The organism is Ensifer sp. PDNC004, from assembly GCF_016919405.1.
Lineage (GTDB): Bacteria > Pseudomonadota > Alphaproteobacteria > Rhizobiales > Rhizobiaceae > Ensifer.
In genome coordinates this window covers 216,610-234,411 of the sequence record NZ_CP070352.1, presented here as the reverse complement: position 1 = coordinate 234,411, position 17,802 = coordinate 216,610, and the positions used below count along the sequence as shown (strand labels likewise).

19 protein-coding genes are annotated in these 17,802 nt (G+C 63.5%); 8 read left to right on the top strand and 11 right to left on the bottom strand.

Translation table 11 applies throughout. The features are described 5' to 3' along the window. Positions 1–101 precede the first annotated feature (101 nt). Entirely contained in the window at positions 102–1,508 is a 1,407-nt protein-coding gene (locus JVX98_RS01055) for an FAD/NAD(P)-binding protein (RefSeq protein WP_192449793.1), read from the top strand. Between the two features lie 10 nt (positions 1,509–1,518). On the opposite strand, the gene JVX98_RS01050 is transcribed toward JVX98_RS01055, so the two are convergent. From JVX98_RS01050 to JVX98_RS01035, 4 genes are all read right to left on the bottom strand, one after another. Beyond that, a complete protein-coding gene (locus JVX98_RS01050) occupies positions 1,519–2,370 on the bottom strand; it encodes an ABC transporter permease subunit (protein WP_205236570.1) in 852 nt (283 codons plus the stop codon). Further along, positions 2,367–3,158 carry a taurine ABC transporter ATP-binding protein gene (locus JVX98_RS01045; protein ID WP_205236569.1) on the bottom strand — a complete coding sequence of 264 codons (792 nt, stop codon included), beginning with the start codon at positions 3,156–3,158 and terminating at the stop codon, positions 2,367–2,369. Before JVX98_RS01045 ends, JVX98_RS01050 begins: the two co-directional genes overlap by 4 nt. A gap of 71 nt (positions 3,159–3,229) precedes the next feature. After that, positions 3,230–4,237, bottom strand: coding sequence for a taurine ABC transporter substrate-binding protein (tauA, locus tag JVX98_RS01040; protein ID WP_205236568.1), 1,008 nt, complete (start codon positions 4,235–4,237; stop codon positions 3,230–3,232). 167 nt (positions 4,238–4,404) lie between these two features. Then, positions 4,405–4,953: a flavin reductase family protein gene (locus JVX98_RS01035; RefSeq protein ID WP_205236567.1), complete on the bottom strand. Its 549-nt coding sequence runs from the start codon at positions 4,951–4,953 to the stop codon at positions 4,405–4,407. A gap of 187 nt (positions 4,954–5,140) precedes the next feature. Here JVX98_RS01035 and ssuD point away from each other — a divergent pair, with 187 nt between their 5' ends. Beyond that, positions 5,141–6,334, top strand: coding sequence for an FMNH2-dependent alkanesulfonate monooxygenase (gene ssuD / locus JVX98_RS01030; RefSeq protein ID WP_210335971.1), 1,194 nt, complete (start codon positions 5,141–5,143; stop codon positions 6,332–6,334). Continuing rightward, positions 6,331–7,812 (top strand): FAD/NAD(P)-binding protein, encoded by a 1,482-nt coding sequence (locus JVX98_RS01025; protein WP_205236566.1) that lies wholly within the window; start codon positions 6,331–6,333, stop codon positions 7,810–7,812. The genes ssuD and JVX98_RS01025 overlap by 4 nt, the downstream gene beginning before the upstream one ends. Here the strand turns inward: JVX98_RS01025 and JVX98_RS01020 are convergent. The 5 genes from JVX98_RS01020 to JVX98_RS01000 form a co-directional block, all read right to left on the bottom strand. Next, entirely contained in the window at positions 7,759–8,514 is a 756-nt protein-coding gene (locus tag JVX98_RS01020) for an MOSC domain-containing protein (protein WP_205236565.1), read from the bottom strand. The genes JVX98_RS01025 and JVX98_RS01020 overlap by 54 nt on opposite strands. After that, entirely contained in the window at positions 8,507–9,214 is a 708-nt protein-coding gene (locus tag JVX98_RS01015; RefSeq protein ID WP_205236564.1) for a glutamine amidotransferase, read from the bottom strand. The genes JVX98_RS01020 and JVX98_RS01015 overlap by 8 nt, the downstream gene beginning before the upstream one ends. A gap of 25 nt (positions 9,215–9,239) precedes the next feature. Continuing rightward, entirely contained in the window at positions 9,240–9,794 is a 555-nt protein-coding gene (locus JVX98_RS01010; protein WP_205236563.1) for a redoxin domain-containing protein, read from the bottom strand. A 62-nt stretch (positions 9,795–9,856) separates the two neighbouring features. After that, positions 9,857–10,405: a carboxymuconolactone decarboxylase family protein gene (locus tag JVX98_RS01005; RefSeq protein WP_205236562.1), complete on the bottom strand. Its 549-nt coding sequence runs from the start codon at positions 10,403–10,405 to the stop codon at positions 9,857–9,859. A gap of 214 nt (positions 10,406–10,619) precedes the next feature. Continuing rightward, entirely contained in the window at positions 10,620–11,276 is a 657-nt protein-coding gene (locus JVX98_RS01000; protein WP_205236561.1) for a MarR family winged helix-turn-helix transcriptional regulator, read from the bottom strand. A gap of 150 nt (positions 11,277–11,426) precedes the next feature. Here JVX98_RS01000 and JVX98_RS00995 point away from each other — a divergent pair, with 150 nt between their 5' ends. The 3 genes from JVX98_RS00995 (at position 11,427) to JVX98_RS00985 (ending at position 13,700) form a co-directional block, all read left to right on the top strand. Continuing rightward, complete coding sequence (locus tag JVX98_RS00995) at positions 11,427–11,873, top strand: pseudoazurin (protein ID WP_082005895.1); 447 nt, start codon at positions 11,427–11,429, stop codon at positions 11,871–11,873. A gap of 116 nt (positions 11,874–11,989) precedes the next feature. Then, positions 11,990–12,532, top strand: coding sequence for an MgtC/SapB family protein (locus JVX98_RS00990; protein WP_192449804.1), 543 nt, complete (start codon positions 11,990–11,992; stop codon positions 12,530–12,532). A gap of 139 nt (positions 12,533–12,671) precedes the next feature. Further along, the gene (locus JVX98_RS00985) at positions 12,672–13,700 is read left to right on the top strand and encodes an alpha/beta fold hydrolase (protein ID WP_205236560.1); all 1,029 of its coding nucleotides are present in this window, start codon (positions 12,672–12,674) and stop codon (positions 13,698–13,700) included. Here the strand turns inward: JVX98_RS00985 and JVX98_RS00980 are convergent. Next, complete coding sequence (locus JVX98_RS00980) at positions 13,660–14,376, bottom strand: AraC family transcriptional regulator (protein WP_205236559.1); 717 nt, start codon at positions 14,374–14,376, stop codon at positions 13,660–13,662. The genes JVX98_RS00985 and JVX98_RS00980 overlap by 41 nt on opposite strands. Before the next feature lie 6 nt (positions 14,377–14,382). Next, positions 14,383–14,751, bottom strand: coding sequence for a hypothetical protein (locus JVX98_RS00975; protein WP_205236558.1), 369 nt, complete (start codon positions 14,749–14,751; stop codon positions 14,383–14,385). Positions 14,752–15,016: 265 nt separating this feature from the next. On the opposite strand from JVX98_RS00975, the gene JVX98_RS00970 reads away from it, so the two are divergent. Together JVX98_RS00970 and JVX98_RS00965 are read left to right on the top strand one after the other, a co-directional pair. Continuing rightward, entirely contained in the window at positions 15,017–16,900 is a 1,884-nt protein-coding gene (locus JVX98_RS00970) for a patatin-like phospholipase family protein (RefSeq protein ID WP_205236557.1), read from the top strand. A gap of 352 nt (positions 16,901–17,252) precedes the next feature. Continuing rightward, the gene (locus JVX98_RS00965; protein WP_192449809.1) at positions 17,253–17,714 is read left to right on the top strand and encodes a histidine kinase; all 462 of its coding nucleotides are present in this window, start codon (positions 17,253–17,255) and stop codon (positions 17,712–17,714) included. The last annotated feature ends 88 nt before the right edge of the window (positions 17,715–17,802 follow it).

The following is a 17,802-nucleotide window of genomic DNA, read 5'->3' as shown; positions in this document are numbered from 1 at the left end:
GGTTGCCGATAGCCTTACAATTCGGTCGGTGTCTGCGTTGAGGACCGAAACAGCCATGCATTTCAAACTTTTCCGGCGAGGCCGGCCATAGGAGAGTGCACATGACTGTCCATGGATTGTTTGCCAAGATGTCTCCGACGGAAGGGGCCCCCAAGGGCAAGCCGCATATCGCCATCGTCGGCCGCGGTTTTTCCGGTGTAATGATGGCTATCGCCCTGATGAAGTCCGTGCGGGCCGCCTTTCACGTCCATCTCTTCGACCCGCAACCGACGATCAGCGGCGGCCAGGTGCTGGCCACCGCCCAGAGCGGCGAAATCCTCAACAGCCGCGTTCGTGATCTTTCAGTGGCCGCCGGTCAGCCCGAGGATTTCAATGATTGGCTCTCGGCCAATGCCGAGTTTCGCGCCGCCGTCCCGGCGGCCATTCCCGGCTTTCAGCAGATCTTCGTGCCGAAGAGCATCTTCAGCGACTATGTCTACCAGCGTTTCTCCGAGGCGCTGACGCGTCGTCCCGATATTTCGATGCAGCTCTCCTGTCAGGCGGTGCTTGGTCTACGCAAGCAGGCCAATGGGCGCTTTCTGGTAGTGCAGGAGAACGCGACGGTGGAATGCGACGCCGTTGTGTTGGCGACCGGATTTGGTTTGCGTCGCGGTGAGATGGAAGTTGCTGAAGAGGAAAAGCCGCTGGTGCGCGCGCGCCGTCTCGTCGTGCCGCGGCACACGGTGCTGCTCGGAAGTGGTGTTCGGGTGGTCGACCGCCTGCTGCAGCTTCGCGACAACGGCTTTGCCGGCGAGGTCACCATCCTCTCCCGTCACGGCTTCCTGCCGCAGCCGCATACGCGTCTTTCGGCAGCGCCGACCTTTCCGGTCGAGCCGATGCCGACACGGCTCGGCGAGATCGTTCGCTTCGTCCGGCAGGCCTGTGCCGAGGCTGAAGCGGCGGGGCTCGGCTGGCAGGCGGCCATGAACGGCCTGCGCCGCCGGGCGCGGTCGCTGTGGCAGGCGCTGCCCGAGGAAGAGAAACACCGCTTCAACAGGCACCTTCGCTCGATCTACGACAGCCACCGTAATCGCCTGCCGGCACCCCTCTACCTGCGTCTTCGGCAGGAGCTAGCGAGCGAGCGGACCGTGCTGCGTAAGGGCTGGGCCGGCCGGCGCCGTCCGGAAGGGTTGATGGTGCGCTTTGCGGGTGAAAGCGAGGAGACGCTGCTATCAGCCGATCAGGTGATCGATTGTCGCTGCTCGGCACCCGATCTTCAGGCGCCGTTGATGCAGAGCCTTTTTTCCGGCAGCCTTGCCGAGCCCGACGAACTCGATCTCGGCATAGCCGTCAGCCCGGCGGGCGAAGTGCTTGCTGGCGGAGATCCGACGCCCGATCTCTACGCCATCGGGCCGCTCGGCGTCGGCAGCCTGCCGGATATCGATCTCGTGCCGGAGATCGTCACGCAGACCTATGCCGCGGCGCGATTGATCGCGACCCGGAACCGGGTCACTCTGAAAACTGGCTGACGCTTGCCGCTTACCGCCGCGTCGCCCAGGGTACCAGCCAGCGTTCGATCAGGCGTGCCGCCAGTTCGAACAGGAAGGCGACGGCGGCGATGACGACGATGCCGGCGATAACCACGTCGGTCACGAGGAACTGGGCTGCGGACTGGATCATGAAGCCGAGGCCGCGGGTTGCGGCGACAAGTTCGGCCGCCACCAGCGTCGACCACCCGGCGCCGAGCGCGATGCGGGTTCCCGTGAGGATCGAGGGTAGGGCGCTCGGCACGATGACGTGGCGCAGGACCTGCAGCCGCGACGCGCCGAAGGAGCGCGCCGCGTTGACGTGATCGGCCGATGCGGAGCGGACGCCCGTTGCCGTCGAAAGGATGACCGGCGGTAGCATCGCCAGGGCAATCACCGCGATCTTCGATGCCTCGCCGATGCCGAGCCAGATGATCACCAGGGGCAGATAGGCAAGCGGCGGCAGCGGCCGCAGGAACTCGACGATTGGATCGAGGATGCCCTTGCCGATACGGCTCGCTCCGATGGCAAGGCCGGCGGGAATGCCGACGACGAGAGCGATGGCAAGCGCCCCGAAGATCCGCAGCAGGCTGGCGCCGACGTGCTCAGCGAGCGTCGCATCGACAAAGCCGATGACGGCAAGGCTCCGCAGTGCCTGGTAGACGGCGAACGGTGACGGCAGAAACAGTGGCGAGACGAGGGTATAGCTGGAGGCAAGGCTCCAGAGGAAAAGCAGAGCCGTGATCGTCGCGAGCGAAATCCAGACAAGCGGCAACGGCGGTCGCTCGGCGCTCTGTTCCCGTTGCTCATCCACGTGGCGCGCCGCAGGCATGATCGGCGGCAGGCCTTCAGCCGAGATGCTCATGCGGCAATTCCTTCTTCTTCGGCATGGATGAGCACGGTCAATTCGTCCTGCAGGCGGCGAAAAGCGGCCGAACTGCGGATTTCCGAAAGCGGCGTCCCGGCGAGGTGATCACGGCCGAAGGTCGTGAAGATTTCGCTGGTGATCCGGCCGGGGTTGGGGGCAAGCACGATGAGGCGCGTTGCGAGCAGCAGTGCCTCCTCGATGCTGTGGGTGATGAGGAGGGCGCCGACGCGGTTCTGTTGCCAGATGTCGAGAAGAAAGCCCTGCATGCGGCTTCGGGTCAGGGCGTCGAGCGCGCCAAGCGGCTCGTCCATCAACAGGAACTTCGGGCTGGAGGCGAGCGCGCGGGCAATGCCGACACGCTGTCGCATGCCGCCCGACAGTTCCCAGACATGCCGCTCGGCTGCATCGCTGAGCCCCACCTGGTCGAGAAGAGTTCGCGCCCGCTCGAGCCGATCCGCCCTGGACAAACCGCGCAGGCGCAGGGGAAAGGCGACATTGTCGAGGGCCGTCAGCCACGGATAAAGGGCATCGTCCTGAAACACGACGGCGCGCTCTACGCCGGGGCCGGTGACCGGCGCGCCATCGAGCCGAATACGCCCGCCGCTCGGTTTCACGAAGCCCGCCGCCAGATTGAGAAGGCTGGTCTTGCCGGAACCGGAGCGTCCGATGACGACGACGAATTCGTCGTGGCCGATCGACAGATCGATCGACGCAAGCACCGGCGTGTTGCGGCCGGCATCGGCTCCATATCGCAATGTGACATTTTCAAGCGAGAGGACGGACATGCTGTTCTCCTGGCATGCTGCCGTGTGCCCGCCCGAAGATTTCACCCGGGCGGGCAGCAATTGGGTGACCGTCAGAACGAGAGCTTTGCCGCTTCCTGTGCCCAGCGGGCGGAAACATAAGGCGCGTAGTCGGGGAGGACTGCCGGGATCTTGCCCTGTTCGAGCAGGAAGGCAGAGGTCTGGGCGATCGCCTTGACTGTCGCGCCGCCGAGGAGATCGGCGCTCGCCTGTTCTTCGAGCGAGGGGAAGTAATAGCCCTTGAGCAGGTTCGGTACTTCATCAGGCTTTGCGCCGGTGAGCCGTGCGATCTTCTCGGCCTGCGGCGATCCGGCGCTCCAGGCTTCCGGCTTGGCGCGATAATCGGCATAGGCGTCGCCGGTCACCTTGACGAATCCGGTGACGATTTCAGGATGTTCTTCGGCAAACTTCTTGCTGACGATCCAGGCGTCGAAGGTCGGTCCGCCCCATTTCGCGACGTCGCTCGATGTCGCAAGCACGGTTGCAGTCTTCTTGATTTCGGAGAGAACCGGATCCCAGACATAGGCGCCGTCGATATCGCCGCGCTGCCAGGCGGCCGCGATCTCCGGCGGCCTGAGGTTGAGGATCTCGACCGACTTCGAGTCGACATTCCAGTGTTTCAAGGCGGTGAGCAGGCTGTAATGCGCCGTCGAGACGAAGGGGGTTGCGATCTTCTTGCCGGCAAGCTCCTCCGGCTTGTCGATGCCCTTGACCGCCAGCGCCTCGGCGTCACTGATCAGGCCGACGACGAAGATGGTTTCGAGCGGGATCTGGCGGCTCGCGGCGGCTGCAAGCGGCGAGGATCCGACATAGCCGATGTCGATCGACCCGGACGCAAGGGCCGCAATGACATCGGCCCCACCGTCGAACTTCTGCCAGGTGATCTTGGCGCCTGTCGCCTTCTCATAGGTCCCGTCTGCCTGCGGGACGCGCGACGGCTCGACGATGGGCTGGTAGCCGATGGTCAGCGTGGTTTCGTCCGCATGGGCCGGAAGGGAGAGTTGGCTCGCCGCCAAGAATGCGGCACTGGCGGCAAGAAGGGTGCGTCTGCGGATCGTCATCGAATGCTCCTCAACGGGTTGCGGCTTCCTCGGGAAGTCCTGATGTTATGTTGATTAAAAGCATGGATTTCATATAGATAAATTATTCCGCTTATTGCCGTTTTGCAGAGAGCACGTTCCAAAATTGAAATCCGTGGCGGCGCTCTGTGCCATGCAGGAAAGCCGCGTCAGAACTGCACGCCGCCGTAGCGGCCGTTGTGGTAGACGATCGGTTCGCCTGTCCCGGCCGTAATCGCCACCACCCGGCCGAGGATGATCGCATGGCTATGGCGCTCGATGATCTCCTCGACCTCGCAATCGATGGCGGCGAGCGCGCCGGCAAGCGCCGATGCGCCGCTGGCAAGCCGGATCCATTCGGCGCCATCGTAGCGGGCCGCACCCTTGGCGCCGTCGACACCGGAGAAGCGCTCGGCGACCCTCTGCTGCTCGCGCGACAGAAGGTTGACGCAGAAATGCCGGTAGCGCTCGATAACGGGCCAGGTGGAGGACGTGCGGTTGATGTTGACGATCATGGTCGGCGGATCGACGGCGAGTGCTGTGGCGGAGGTCACGGTGGCGCCGGTGCGCTCCTCGCCTATCCCTGCGGTGATGACGGAGACGCCACCTGAGAAGTTGCGCATGGCTGCTTTCAGCGCCGGCGTGGTGATCGACCCGTAGGCATTGGCCGTCGGAACGACGGCATCGAATGCGGGAGAAGCGGCAAGCGCGATTGTCATGGCCAAATCCTCGAAAAATTTGAATCTAATTCCCGGTCGCTGACAGCTGCTCTCGGAAAAATTTTTCCTCTTACCAAGGATGATCGTACGAATTCTTATTGTCAATAAATTTTATAGAGTTTATGCTTTTTACAAAATGGGACGGCCGTGACCGTTGTCCAAACAGTCCGTGAGGAGGCTTGCGCGAATGGGAATTGTGCCCAACGAAATCCCCGAGAAGATCCCGGAAAAGATCAATGTGCTCTGGTTCCTGCCGACCCACGGCGACAGCCGCTACCTCGGAACCACGCGTGGCGGGCGAAACGTCGATCTCAACTATCTGAAGCAGGTCGCGCAGGCCGCCGATACGCTCGGCTATTATGGCGTGCTCATCCCGACGGGACGGAGCTGCGAGGACAGCTGGGTGGTTGCCTCGGCGCTGGCACCGCTCACCGAAAAGCTGCGGTTCCTGATCGCCGTTCGGCCCGGCCTGCTCTCGCCGACGCTCGCGGCCCGCATGACGGCGACGCTGGACCGTCTCTCGGGCGGGCGGCTGCTGATCAACGTCGTAACCGGCGGCGATCCGATCGAAAACAAGGGCGACGGCATTCATCTGGCGCATGGTGAACGCTACGAGGTGACCGAGGAATTCCTCAACATCTACAAGGCGGTGCTTCGCGGAGAAGAAGTCGATTTCAAGGGAAATCACTTCGACATCGAAGGCGGCAAGCTCCTGTTCCCGTGCGCGCAACAGCCCCACCCGCCGCTTTATTTCGGCGGCTCCTCCGGCAAGGGGCAGGAGGTGGCAGCGCGCACGATCGACAAGTACCTGACCTGGGGCGAACCGGTCGAGGACGTCGCCAAGAAGATCGCCGAAGTTCGCGCCCTGGCCGATGCCGAGGGCAGGGAGGTCACCTTCGGTATCCGTCTTCATGTCGTCGTTCGCGAGACCGCAAAGGAAGCCTGGCAGGCGGCCGACGAACTGATACAATATGTGGACGACGATACGATTGCCGCCGCACAGAAGGTGTTCGAGCGCATGGATTCGGTTGGTCAAAGCCGCATGAGCCGCCTGCATGGCGGCCGGCGCGACAAGCTCGAAATCGCTCCCAATCTCTGGGCCGGCGTGGGTCTGGTGCGCGGAGGGGCAGGCACGGCGCTCGTCGGCGATCCCGATCAAGTCAAAGCGCGCATGGAAGAATACCGACAAGTCGGCATCGACAGCTTCATCCTGTCCGGTTACCCGCATCTCGAAGAGGCCTATCGCTTCGGCGAACTGGTACTGCCGCATCTGCCGCTGGCCCACGCCATCCCGGCGCGCGCGACGTCGATCAACACCGGGCCGTTCGGTGAAACCATCGCCGGCGATCATCGCCCGAAGCTGAAGGTCTCCCAGTCGTGACAGCTGCGCGGCGAACGGTCATTGCCATCGTCGGCGGCGGTTTCACCGGCGCGGTGGTCGCGGCAAACCTTGCGCGCAATGCCGCCAGCGACGGCGCGGCCATCGTGGTCTTCGAGCCGCGAGACTGCCTGGGCGCCGGACTTGCCTACGACACCGGCAATCCCGCCCATCGCACCAATGTGCCCGCTGCCCGCATGAGCCTCGTTCCCGATGATCCCGACGACTTTCTGAACTGGCTGGAGGCCAATGGCGAGCCGCGCGGTGACCCGGAAGCACGGGCAGCCGACGGCCATCTCTATGTGCGGCGGGCGGTGTTCGGGCGGTATGTCGGCGCGTTCGTCGCGCCGTTCGTGCGGAGCGGCAAGGTCGTGCACCGCCGCGAGCGCATCGCTCGTATCGAGCGGCGTGGAACGCGCTGGAAGCTGACCTCCGATTCCGGGACGGACCTTTTGGCCGATATCGTCGTGATCGCCACGACGCATCCCTCGCCCTGTGCGCCGAAGAGCGTCGCGCAGGCGCTCGAAGGCCACCCGCGTTTCGTTGCCGACACCACCGTTGCGGGCTCCCTTGCCTGCCTTCGTCCGGATGATCACGTTCTGGTGCTTGGAAACGGCCTGACGGCGGCGGATGTGATTGCGTCTCTGAGGCTCGCCGACCACCGCGGTTCGATCGTCGCACTGTCGCGCCGCGGTCTTCGCTCGCGCGGCCATGCGGGAAAAGCACAGGAACCCTTCGGCGATTTCGTCAGCAACCCGGCGCGGACCGCGCTCGAGCTTCTTCGACGCGTGCGCCTGGCGGTGCGGCAGGCCGCTTTGGCGGGGCTCAGCTGGCATGCGGTTTTCGATGCCCTGCGCAGCCAGGGTGGACAGGTCTGGCGCGCGCTGCCGGTGGCGGAGCGCCGTCTGCTGGTGAGGCGCCTGCGGCCCTTCTGGGACGCACACCGATTTCGCGTGGCGCCGCAGATCGACGACGCGATCCGGCAGGCAACCGAGACAGGGCAGTTGCGCATCCTCGGCGCTTCGATCGAAGGCGTCGAACGTTATGGTCAGGTCATCGCGGTCGACATCCGTCACCGGCAGACGCGTGCCCATGAACGCCTGTTGTTCGATGCCTGCGTCGTGACCACCGGCCCGGCGCACACGGGCATTCTTTCAAGCGAGGACTGGCTCGCGGATCTGGCGTCGAAGGGCTGGCTGCGCCTAGACAATTTCGGACTGGGACTTGCGTGCGACGAGGCGAGCCGCGCGATCGGGGCGAGTGGCGTGGCCGAGAGATCGCTGATCGTTGCCGGCCCGCTGGCGCGCGGCACCTTCGGCGAACTCATGGGCCTGCCGCAGGTCAACGATCACGCGATCTTTGTTGCCGACGAGATCGCCGAGATGCTGGCGAGGGCGCACAGGGGCGCCACCCGCCGGAGGGCGGCGTCATCCGGTCGGCAGCGAGCGGTCACGGCCATCGACGGCGCCGTGAGGCGTTGAAGCCGGAGCCTCGCCGTCGAGCCGGCGGGACCAATCTTCGACCGCCCGCGTCTGCAGGCGCTTGGCGGCATAACCCCGCCAATTTGGCGGCAGGATGGCGAGATCGGCGATAGCGGACAGGGCCTCGCGGTTGAGCGTATCGACGTAAAGATAGTGCCACAGCCTGGCGATCGTCCATTCGGGATGGCGCCGCTCGACGCGTTGCATCCGGTCGTCGGGCGAAACAATGCCCGTTTCGATGACCCGGTAGTACCATCCGGTGCGGCCGGTCTGCTGGACGCGGCGGGCCATGTCCGGCAGATCGAAACGGCGGTTCAGCTTCCAGCACGGCTGCCGGCCCTGGCTCACCTCGAGAAGGGCTTCGCCGAGGCGGAACCGGTCGCCGATCGCGACATCGCTTTCGGTCAGCCCCAAGGCCGAGATGTTCTCGCCGAACGCGCCCGGCTGCTGCAGCCGCGCAACGCTTCCGATCTCGTCAACCCATGTCTTATAATGGTCGCGTGGGTAATGGTGCACGGCCTTGTCCGGGCCGCCGTGCCTCTTCAGATCGCCCTGATGGTCGCCGGCAAAGCCGGTTGTGCCAAGATGCACCGGGCCGAGAGCCGGGTGTTTGTCGATGCCGCTTAGGGTTCCGCGGTCGTCGATCGGCGAGAGGCTGCCGATGAGCAGGGCGTCGAGCGCGATCGGGGCCGGCTCAACCATCGATGTTCTCCAGCCATTCGCCGATCACCGAAGAGGCCGCCGCCTCAAGACGAGGCCCGAGACGTCGGGCATCGGCGCGCAGGCCCGGAACGCTGAGCCCGGCCGCCGCCAGCTCGCAGGCGTGACCGACGAGCCAGCGTTCGAACGCCGCGCCGGCTTGCGCCTCCGGGTGAAACTGGAGGGCGAGCACGGTCTTGCCGCGCGCAAAGCCTTGTTGCGCGATCAGCGGTGTCGAAGCCAGAAGTGCCGTGCCGGCGGGCAGGTCGTAGGTATCGCCGTGCCAATGCAGGACGGAGACGTCGGCCAGATGGCGGAGGGAGGAGGCCTGGCCTGCGGCGGTCAGGCTCAAGGGCGAAAATCCGATCTCCTTCAGGCCGGACGGGTAGACGCGGGCACCGAGCGCACGGGCGATCAGCTGGGCGCCGAGGCAGATGCCGAGCGTCGGCCGGTCGCCGGCAAGACGTGCCTGAAGCATGGCGATTTCCCCGGCGATGACGGGGTAGGCCTCGTCTTCATAGACGCCGATCGGGCCGCCGAGCACGATGACGAGATCGGGCTCCAAGGGATCGAAAGAGAGGTAGTTTTCGTCGCCGACATCGCGATACTCGATTTCAAAACCCGCCGCTCGCAGCGGTCCGGCAAAGCTGCCGAGATCTTCGAAATGCAGATGCCTGAGGGCGAGCGCCTTTCTGGTCGTCATCGTCTGTTCTCCATGCTCAGAGGTTCTAGCCGGCACGCGCGTCGGGGACGCAGCCTTCGCTGGTGCAGCCGGCGGAGGTGGCGGCCGCCGTGGCAAAGTCGGGGATCGGCGCGGAAAGGAGTGTGGCAAGACGCGCGCCGATGGCCATGTCGTCTTCGATGCCGAAACGATGGTGTTCGATGTAACCGTCGCGTCCGATGATGATGGCCGTCGGCGTGCCGCGCATGCCGTAGAGTTCCATCGTTTTCGGTATCGCTCCCTGGTCGGAAGGCTGGTCGATGGCGATCGGGAAGGTCAGGCGATATTCATGAATCAAGGCCCTCAGCGCTTCCGGTGTCATGACCGCGTGATGCTCGAATACCGAATGCAGGCCGAGGACCTGAAGATCGGTGTCCCGAAAAATGCTCTGGACGCGCTGCGTCTGCGGCAGTCCATGCGAAACGCAAGCCGGGCACAGCATCTGAAACGCATGAAGGAAAACGACCCGGCCACGAAGCTGCGCAAGGCTTGGACGTTCCTGTGTGTTGAACCAGGTCGAAACGGCGAGTTCCGGAGCCGTGATCCTGCGATTGCTGTTCATTGTTCTCATCTCCGAGAGGGCCGGGCGAAGGCTCGCCGCCCGGCCACTGCAGTGTGTGCGGGTCAGGCGGCTTCGCGGACGAGCTTCACGCCGGGGAAATCGACGGGAACGGCAAGTGCGACGTTGATGTAGTTGGTGAACAGATTGAGCGCGACATGGGCGACGATCTCGACCACGTCTTCGTCATCGTAGCCGGCCTCGCGCAGGGAGCGCACATCCGCGTCGGATACCTGCCCGCGCGCATCGACGAGCTTCTGTGCGAAGGCGAGGGCCGCTGCCGTCTTCGGATCGGCAGACTTGCCGCGTTGCGCAGCCGTCATCTCCTCGGCAGTGGCGCCCGCCTTGCGGCCAAGAGCCGTGTGGGCCGCCAGGCAATAGTGGCAATCGTTGCGATCCGCGACGGCAACGGCGATCTGCTCGCCGAGCTTGGCGCCGAGGCGACCGTTGCCGAGTGCTCCGAAGGAGCCCCACATGCTGGCAAGGGCCGCCGGCGAATTGGCGACGGCGCGGAACATGTTGGGTGCGACCCCGAAGGCGGAGCGGATTTCGCCAAGCAGTTCGGCGCTGGCACCGGTTGCCGAAACGGGGTCGACTAGATTAATTCTGCTCATGGTTTTCTCTTTCTGTTTGCTGGAGGGAGAAAATTGCCGGTCCGCCGATGGCAGTCGTCGGACCGGCGCCGACATCATCGTCTGTCCGCTTGCGACGCAGGAAACAGCGCTCGCGAATTCCGATGGTGAAGCTTGTTGAAAAGGCGCCGGGGATGCTCGGTGACGCCTTCAGGACCGCCGGCTTTGGCGCCGGCGGCTGGATCGTTTCGCATGATCAGACCGTCTCGCGATTGAAGAGGCGCCAGGCGGCCCGTTGCGCCTCGGGTTCTGCCGTTTCGTATTCGCCGCAATCGACGCGCAGTTCCGCCGGTCCGAACGCAGCATCGACGAATGCGCAGTGATGCGGCGCTTTCGGATCGTCGTAGACATGCGGCCGGAAGTATCGACAGTTGACACACATGCGCTGTTCCGGAATGGCGCCGGCCGTCTGCAGGCCGCGGATGATCTTGACGAGATGCATGAGCAGGTCCTGCTGCTCCAGCCTCGAAAGCGAAGCGATGGCATCCTCCGTTGCGGAGGCGAGCCGGCCCGCCTGTAGTACCGCGTCCTCGCCGGCCGGCGTGGTGGCAACCGAAAGCGCGCGTGCGTCGCTCGGATCTGCGCGCTTTTCCACCAGCCCCTTGCGCAGCAGTGCGTTGATGGAGTCCGTCGTCGTCGGCTGGCTGACGCCGAGATAACCGGCAATCTGTTTCACCCGCATTCCACTGCGACCACGGGCGACGAGGAAGGTCAGGATCTGCAATTGCGTGGGATTGAGGCCGATCGCGTCCGCGCTCGACCAGGCCTCCGTGCGCATGGCCGTCGCCACGCGGGATAGCCCGTCGCCGATGCGGTCGACCAGGGCCGGTGTCGTATCAGGTTCCTTGCTCATGAGGCGACTAATATAGGAATCCTATGTATTGTCAACGCCGATAAAAAAGCGACGCGAATTTGACGCGCATCAAAGTGGAGGGGGCGTCTCAGGCTTAATCCTCCTCTCGAACAACCCGAACACGGGCTGGTCGCTCAAATGGAGAAGACGATGTTGAATGCAATCAAGAGCGGATTTGGTATCGCGATCGCGGCAATGCTGGTCGCCGCGCCGGCAGCCGCCGCGGACTTCGAAGTGCACATGCTGAACAAGGGCAAGGACGGCGCGATGGTTTTCGAGCCGGCGTCGCTGAAGGTTGCGCCCGGCGACACGGTCACCTTCATTCCGACCGACAAGGGACATAACGTCGAAACCATCAAGGGCATGATCCCCGATGGCGCCGAGGCCTTCAAAAGCAAGATCAATGAAAACTACAAGGTGACTTTCACCGCACCCGGCGTCTACGGCGTCAAGTGCACGCCGCACTACGGCATGGGCATGGTAGGCGTCGTCCAGGTCGGCGATGCGCCGGCCAACCTGGAAGCGGTCAAGGGAGCGAAGAACCCGAAGAAGGCCCAGGAACGCCTGGACGCGGCCCTCGCGGCGCTGGGCAACTAAGCGACTTCTAGCGCTTCGGAGCGGGGTGGGGACAGGCCGCTCCTCGCGTCTGCGCACTGGGTGAGGCGCGGGCGCCATCATGCGGAACCAATGCGAAGCATTCGCGTTGGTTCCGCATGGATCAGATCACCGCCGAATTGTTCCCACCGTCGCAGATCCCCTATACGGTCATTTTTGCGCGCATCCTCGGAGCGCTGCTGATGGGCGCGGTCATTGGCTTCGAGCGCGAGGTCAAGGCACGGCCGGCCGGCCTGAAGACCCATATGCTCGTCTGCCTCGCAGCCTGCACCTTTGGCATCATCTCGATCGAAAGCGTCCGCCTTGGCGGCTTCTTCGACGAACGCGTCCGCATCGACCCGCTGCGCGTGGTGGAGGCGGTAACCGCAGGCGTCGCCTTCCTTGCAGCCGGAACCATCGTCCTGTCTCGCGGCGAGGTCCAAGGCCTGACGACCGGCGCGAGCCTCTGGCTCGCAGGCGCGATCGGCATCTCCGTCGGCTTCGGCCATTGGATCGTCGCCGGCCTTGCGGTCGGCTCCGCCTTCGCCGTTCTTACCATCATCGGCCATTTCGAGGGCAAGGCCATGCGGCACGAAATGCCCGACGTGGAACCGGAGGGCGAAGGAACTGCTGCGTCCGACAAGAGACGTCCGAAGCGATAGGTCCGCTGACCCACCACACGCGTGCTTTCGCACAATTTTCGATGCTGCCGCCAGCCGCTTTCGTCCTCGATCGCGTTCGAGGTCGCCGGTTGGCCGTTTTCGCGGGATGGAGGCCAGGTTTTCAACCGAAGGGCTTCTCATGTTCAAACCATTCGTTTTCGTTGGCATCCTGTGGCTTGGTTCCGCAGTGCTCGGTCACGCCAAAGACGCGGTCGGCTTTCGGGAGGCCGACATTTTCAAGGACAGCGCTCGACCACTCCACGTCGCGCTCTGGTATTCCACTCAAGACCGCGCGGCGGCCTCTACCGTTGGCGACAACCGGGCCCTCGAGGGTATCCAGGCTATCAGAAATGCGGCGACCACCAAGGGAGCGCGCCCGTTGGTCGTGCTCTCCCACGGTTACGGCGGCAGCTGGCGCAATCTGAATTGGCTGGCGGGCAGGCTGGTCGAGCAAGGCTATGTCGTCGCTGCCCCGGATCACCCGGGCACGACCACGTTCGACAGGACCGCGAAGCAGGCGGCGGAGTTGTGGGAGCGCCCACGCGACCTCAGCCGGGTCATCGATGCCCTGATTGCCGATCCGGCGCTTGCCGGGGACATCGATGAAAGCCGGATTGCAGCCATTGGCCATTCGCTCGGGGGATGGACCGTGAGTGCACTGGCCGGGGCGGCATTCGACGGGGACCGCTTCAGGCGTGACTGTGAGACAAATGCCAGTCCGCGCGCCTGCGGCCTCAGCGCAGAGCTTGGCCTCGATCAGCCCGAACTCGAAAAAGACCTGAGGGACCCTCGGCTCGATGCCTTCGTGTCGCTCGATCTGGGGCTGGCGCGGGGTTTTGATCCCGACAGCCTGGTGCGGGTTCGTCTTCCATCACTGGTCATTGCCGCCGGCACCGATATCGGTGACATGCCGGCCAGGCTCGAATCCGGTTATCTCGCCGAGCGCTTGCCGAAAAATGCGTCCACCTATGTCGAAATTCCCGATGCGATGCATTTCAGCTTCATGCAGCCTTGCAAACCGGGCGCTGCGGCGTTGATCGAGGCGCAGACGCCGGGGGACGGCATCGTCTGCAAGGATGGCGGGGTTCGTGGACGCGACGAGATCCATCGGGAACTCGCTTTTCTCGTCATCGGTTTTCTGGCCGAGGCCCTTCCGGCCGGCCCGTGAGGCCTCCGACTGACCCTAAAGCGGAATTCTCCTGGCGGTATTCACGCGGCGTCATGCCGGCCACGCGCAGGAACTCGCGGTTGAAGTTGGACTTCGTCTGGAAGCCCGACTCCATCATCGCTGCCGTGATCGACAGGTCGGTTTCGTTCAACAGACGCATGGCTTCTCGAACACGGTACTCGTTGACGACCTGCGACACGTTTCGCGACGAGGTCCGGTTAATGGCAACGGAGATTTGCCGGGCGGGTATCGCCAATTTGCGTGACAACCGTCGCAGGGTCAGATCCGGGTCACGAAACAGCCTTCTTTCACTCATTGCCGTGTCGAGTGCTTCGAGGATGCGGCGGTGGTCGTCTGTCGGTACGGCTTCGATTGCGAGAGCTGGCATCTTGCTTGCTTCATACGGAAGGCAGACGTCGTTGTCAGGCACGCTCCGGCCCATGACGGCGATCGCGAAGGCGACAAGCGGGAGCGTCAACATGTGAGCCGCACTAACGATCGGGGCGGCGTGGCTTCCGCGATAGAACTCGAAGTCTGCAGCTATCACCAGATCGATTATCCCTGATGTCAGCAACAGACCGGCAACGGCAAACGCGGCGCTGCGAGCACCGCGGGCCTCCGCCAGCCGGGCGTTTTCGAAGTTGCCTTCGGACGCATACGACTGGTGAGCAAGCAACGCCGCCTAGGTGAAGTAGAGGAGGGCAAGGATCAGGTCGATCGGAGACTGCCAATACTGCCACAGTGCCGAAAGGATCAATATCGCAGCGGGGGCGAGAAGGTGGGGCCAGTATCGTTGTCGATGGGAGCCTCTGAGTTCTGAAAAACAGAACCATGCAATGGGTGGAAGCAGAGCCGCGACCACGGGCTGAAGGAACCGCACCCATTGCAGATCCGCAGTCCAGCGCAAGCCGACCGTTACGACCAGAAAGATGCATGCGGCGATGAACACCGTGGCTGGCCGAAGAATTCGGCCACGTTGGAAGAGCGCACGCATGAGCAGAATGGTCAGCAGAAGCGCGACGACAAACGGCAGCGGGATCGAAGGTATCATGTAGTCGTCGCATTCATGTTGGGCGCTGAAATGAAGGTTCGATATGGACACGTCCAAAACGGTGACGCAACGCCGTTCCGCACAGAAAGGTTGCATCCGGCTGGCGTCCGCGGCCTCGCGTCGCTATCGTGTCTTGAGGAGCGATGCCGTCCATTCCTGGTCCGGTGAACGCCGGGCGCGCAATCTCGCGTGGGGAGGAAATCTGTTCGGGAATCCCGATCGAAACGGCTAAGCTCGGAAGCGGCCTGTTTCCAAGGAAGGTTCGATGGACGCCACCGGTTCCCTTGCTGCCAAGTTGTTGTCGGAGACCCTGATGTTCGACCAGACGTCGCTGGCCGCACTGGAAGCCTTGGCAGCCAATTCCGATCGCGGCATCGTGCGACGCGGTGAGGTTCTGGTCCGCCAGGGCGAGCCGTCGGACCGGTTTTTCGTGGTCCTCTCCGGCCGCTTCACCGTGCACCGGGATGACGTCTCCGAACCTGTTGCCGAAATAGGGCAGGGCGAACTCGTTGGCGAGGTCGGCTTCTTCGCCGGCCTGCCGCGCATGGCCACGGTCGTTGCGGCGCGCGATTCCATTGTCCTTTCGATCTGCGACCACCAGTTCGAAAAAGCGGCGCGCGCCCTGCCGAGCTTGCGCCAGTCGGTCACCACGTTTCTGGCGCGACGGTTCGCCAAGCAAGCGCCGGTTTCGCCGCATGCCAAGGGTGCCTGCCGGATAAGGACGCTCGCAATTGTTGCGGCCGGAAGCAGCCGGGTTTCTCCTCGCTTTATCGACCTGTTGCGCAATGCTTTCGCCGGGTCCACGCGCACCGCCTTCCTGGCGAGGGCCGACATCGAGGATCGCTTTCCCGGCATTCCGGTCGATGATCAGCCGGTGCTGGACTGGCTCAACCAATTGGAGGCCAAGGTCGGAGGCATCGTCTACATCGCCGACGAAGAGCCGAGCGACTGGACACGGGTCTGCATCCGCCAAGCCGATGGCGTCCTGTTGGTCGGTGAGGCGTCCGGCTCTGAAAAACGCAACCCGTCGGAGCAACTCGTACTGTCGGTGCATTCGCCATCGAGCGTGCGGCTGGTTCTGGTTCACGACAAGCGCGCCGCAACGGTCACCGGCACCAGCGCCTGGCTGAACGAGCGCCCCGGCATCCGGCAGCATCACCATGTGGCGCTGGAAGACGGAGAGGATGTTCAGCGCCTGGTCCGCTTCATTTCCGGGGAGGCCAGGGGCTTTGTCGCCGCCGGCGGAGGCTCGCTCGGATGCGCGCATCTTGGCGTTCACAAGGCTTTCGTCGAGGCCGGCGCGTCCTTCGATTATCTGGGAGGCACCAGTTCGGGAGCGGCGATGATGGCGGGCTTTGCTCGCGGCATGAACGCCGACGAGATCAATCGTGGGACGCACGAGATCTTTGTCCGCAGTCGCGCGTTTCGTCGACTGACCGTGCCGCAATATGCGCTGCTGGATCACAAGATGCTCGACCGCACGCTGCAGGCGGAATATGGCGACGTACTCATCGAGGATCTCTGGCTGCCCTTTTTCGCGCTGTCGACCAATCTCAGTACCGGGCAAGCGCATGTCCATCGGCGCGGAAAGCTGTGGCAGGCCGTCAGAGCGTCGGGCTCGATCCCAGGCATCCTGCCGCCCTTCTTCACGGCCGACGGAGACATGCTCGTCGACGGGGCGATCATGAACAATCTGCCGCTGGAGCAGATGAAGGAATTGAAGACGGGCCCCAACGTCGTCGTAAGCCTGGGCGGGGGCGGTCCTGGAAAACAGCACATCGACTATGACAGCATACCCGGCGCATCCGAACTGACCGTCCGGCTGCTGAACCCCTTCGGCCGCTCGGGCTTGCCGAAGATCCCCAACCTGATCCAGGTCATTGCCGCAAGCATGCTGGCGCACCGGCCGCAGGAGATTGCGCTTGGCGAAAGGGACATCCTGATTTCCCCACGGGTTTCGGCCGCGATCAGCTTTATGGATTGGAGCCGGCACTCCGAACTGTTCGCCGAAGCCTATCAATGGGCAAGGTCATGGATCGATGAGCGTATCGGCGAGAACGACCCGCGAATGGAGGCCATCTTTGGCCTGTCGGCCCACTCCGGCTCGCTGGAAACATATGGCGGGGCAACGGGGCGTTCCGCACTCTAGGATGCGCCACATATCTGCGGCGCGAACTTTTCAGTCGGCTTGGACGCGCGCGGATTTTCGACTGATATTGTCGCCCCTGTTGAGTTGTCACTGTCCTCTTGCGGTCGTAGTATTTTAGGATAGCCTTGTGTCGGGAGAGCCAGCGGGGCTCCCTCGGTTTGCTGTGAAAAGACCAATAAATAGAGGGTCATCGGAGAAACAGCGGCTCGCATTCAAAAATGTTTCGTCCCCGAACTGCACTCCGTTCGGGTTCCCTTAGGTGTAACTGCGGGACGTTCCTGGTCATGCGATGTGCGGAAAGCGTGTACCGCCTGGTCACAGAGCGCCCAATAGCTTGAAGTGGATCGATGTGATGTCTGACAACAAGAATGCAGGCGCACCTCCGAGTGCACAGGACCTTAGAATGCAGATGCTCCAGCGTGAAATGGACGAGATGGACAAGGAGCGGCGGCTGAAGGCCATCGAAGAGCAAAAGCACGCTGACTTTGCAGCGGATTTTCTCAAGAAACAGGTAACGGAAGAGGAAATCGCCATCGTCCGCCGGCTGGTCGCGAACGCCGTGAAGGCCGGCAAGTTCGAAGCGATGGTCTACAGCTTCCCGTCCGAGCTTTGCACCGACAGCGGCCGCGCGATCAACAGTGGCGACCGAGATTGGCCGAACACACTGCAGGGAAAAGCAAAGGAGTTCTTTGACCGCTACCAGAGCTTCGGCAAGCCAAGTGGCTATAAGTTGAAGGCGATGATCATCAACTTCCCGGGCGGGGTACCCGGTGACGTCGGGTTCTTTCTGAACTGGGCTCCCGATAAAGCCTGAGGCCAGCCAACCGGGACGCGGATCGAGCAACAGCGCGCTCCCCGCCCCGGGCGGCCGATCGACAGCTGAGCGCCCGCACTTCCAGTTG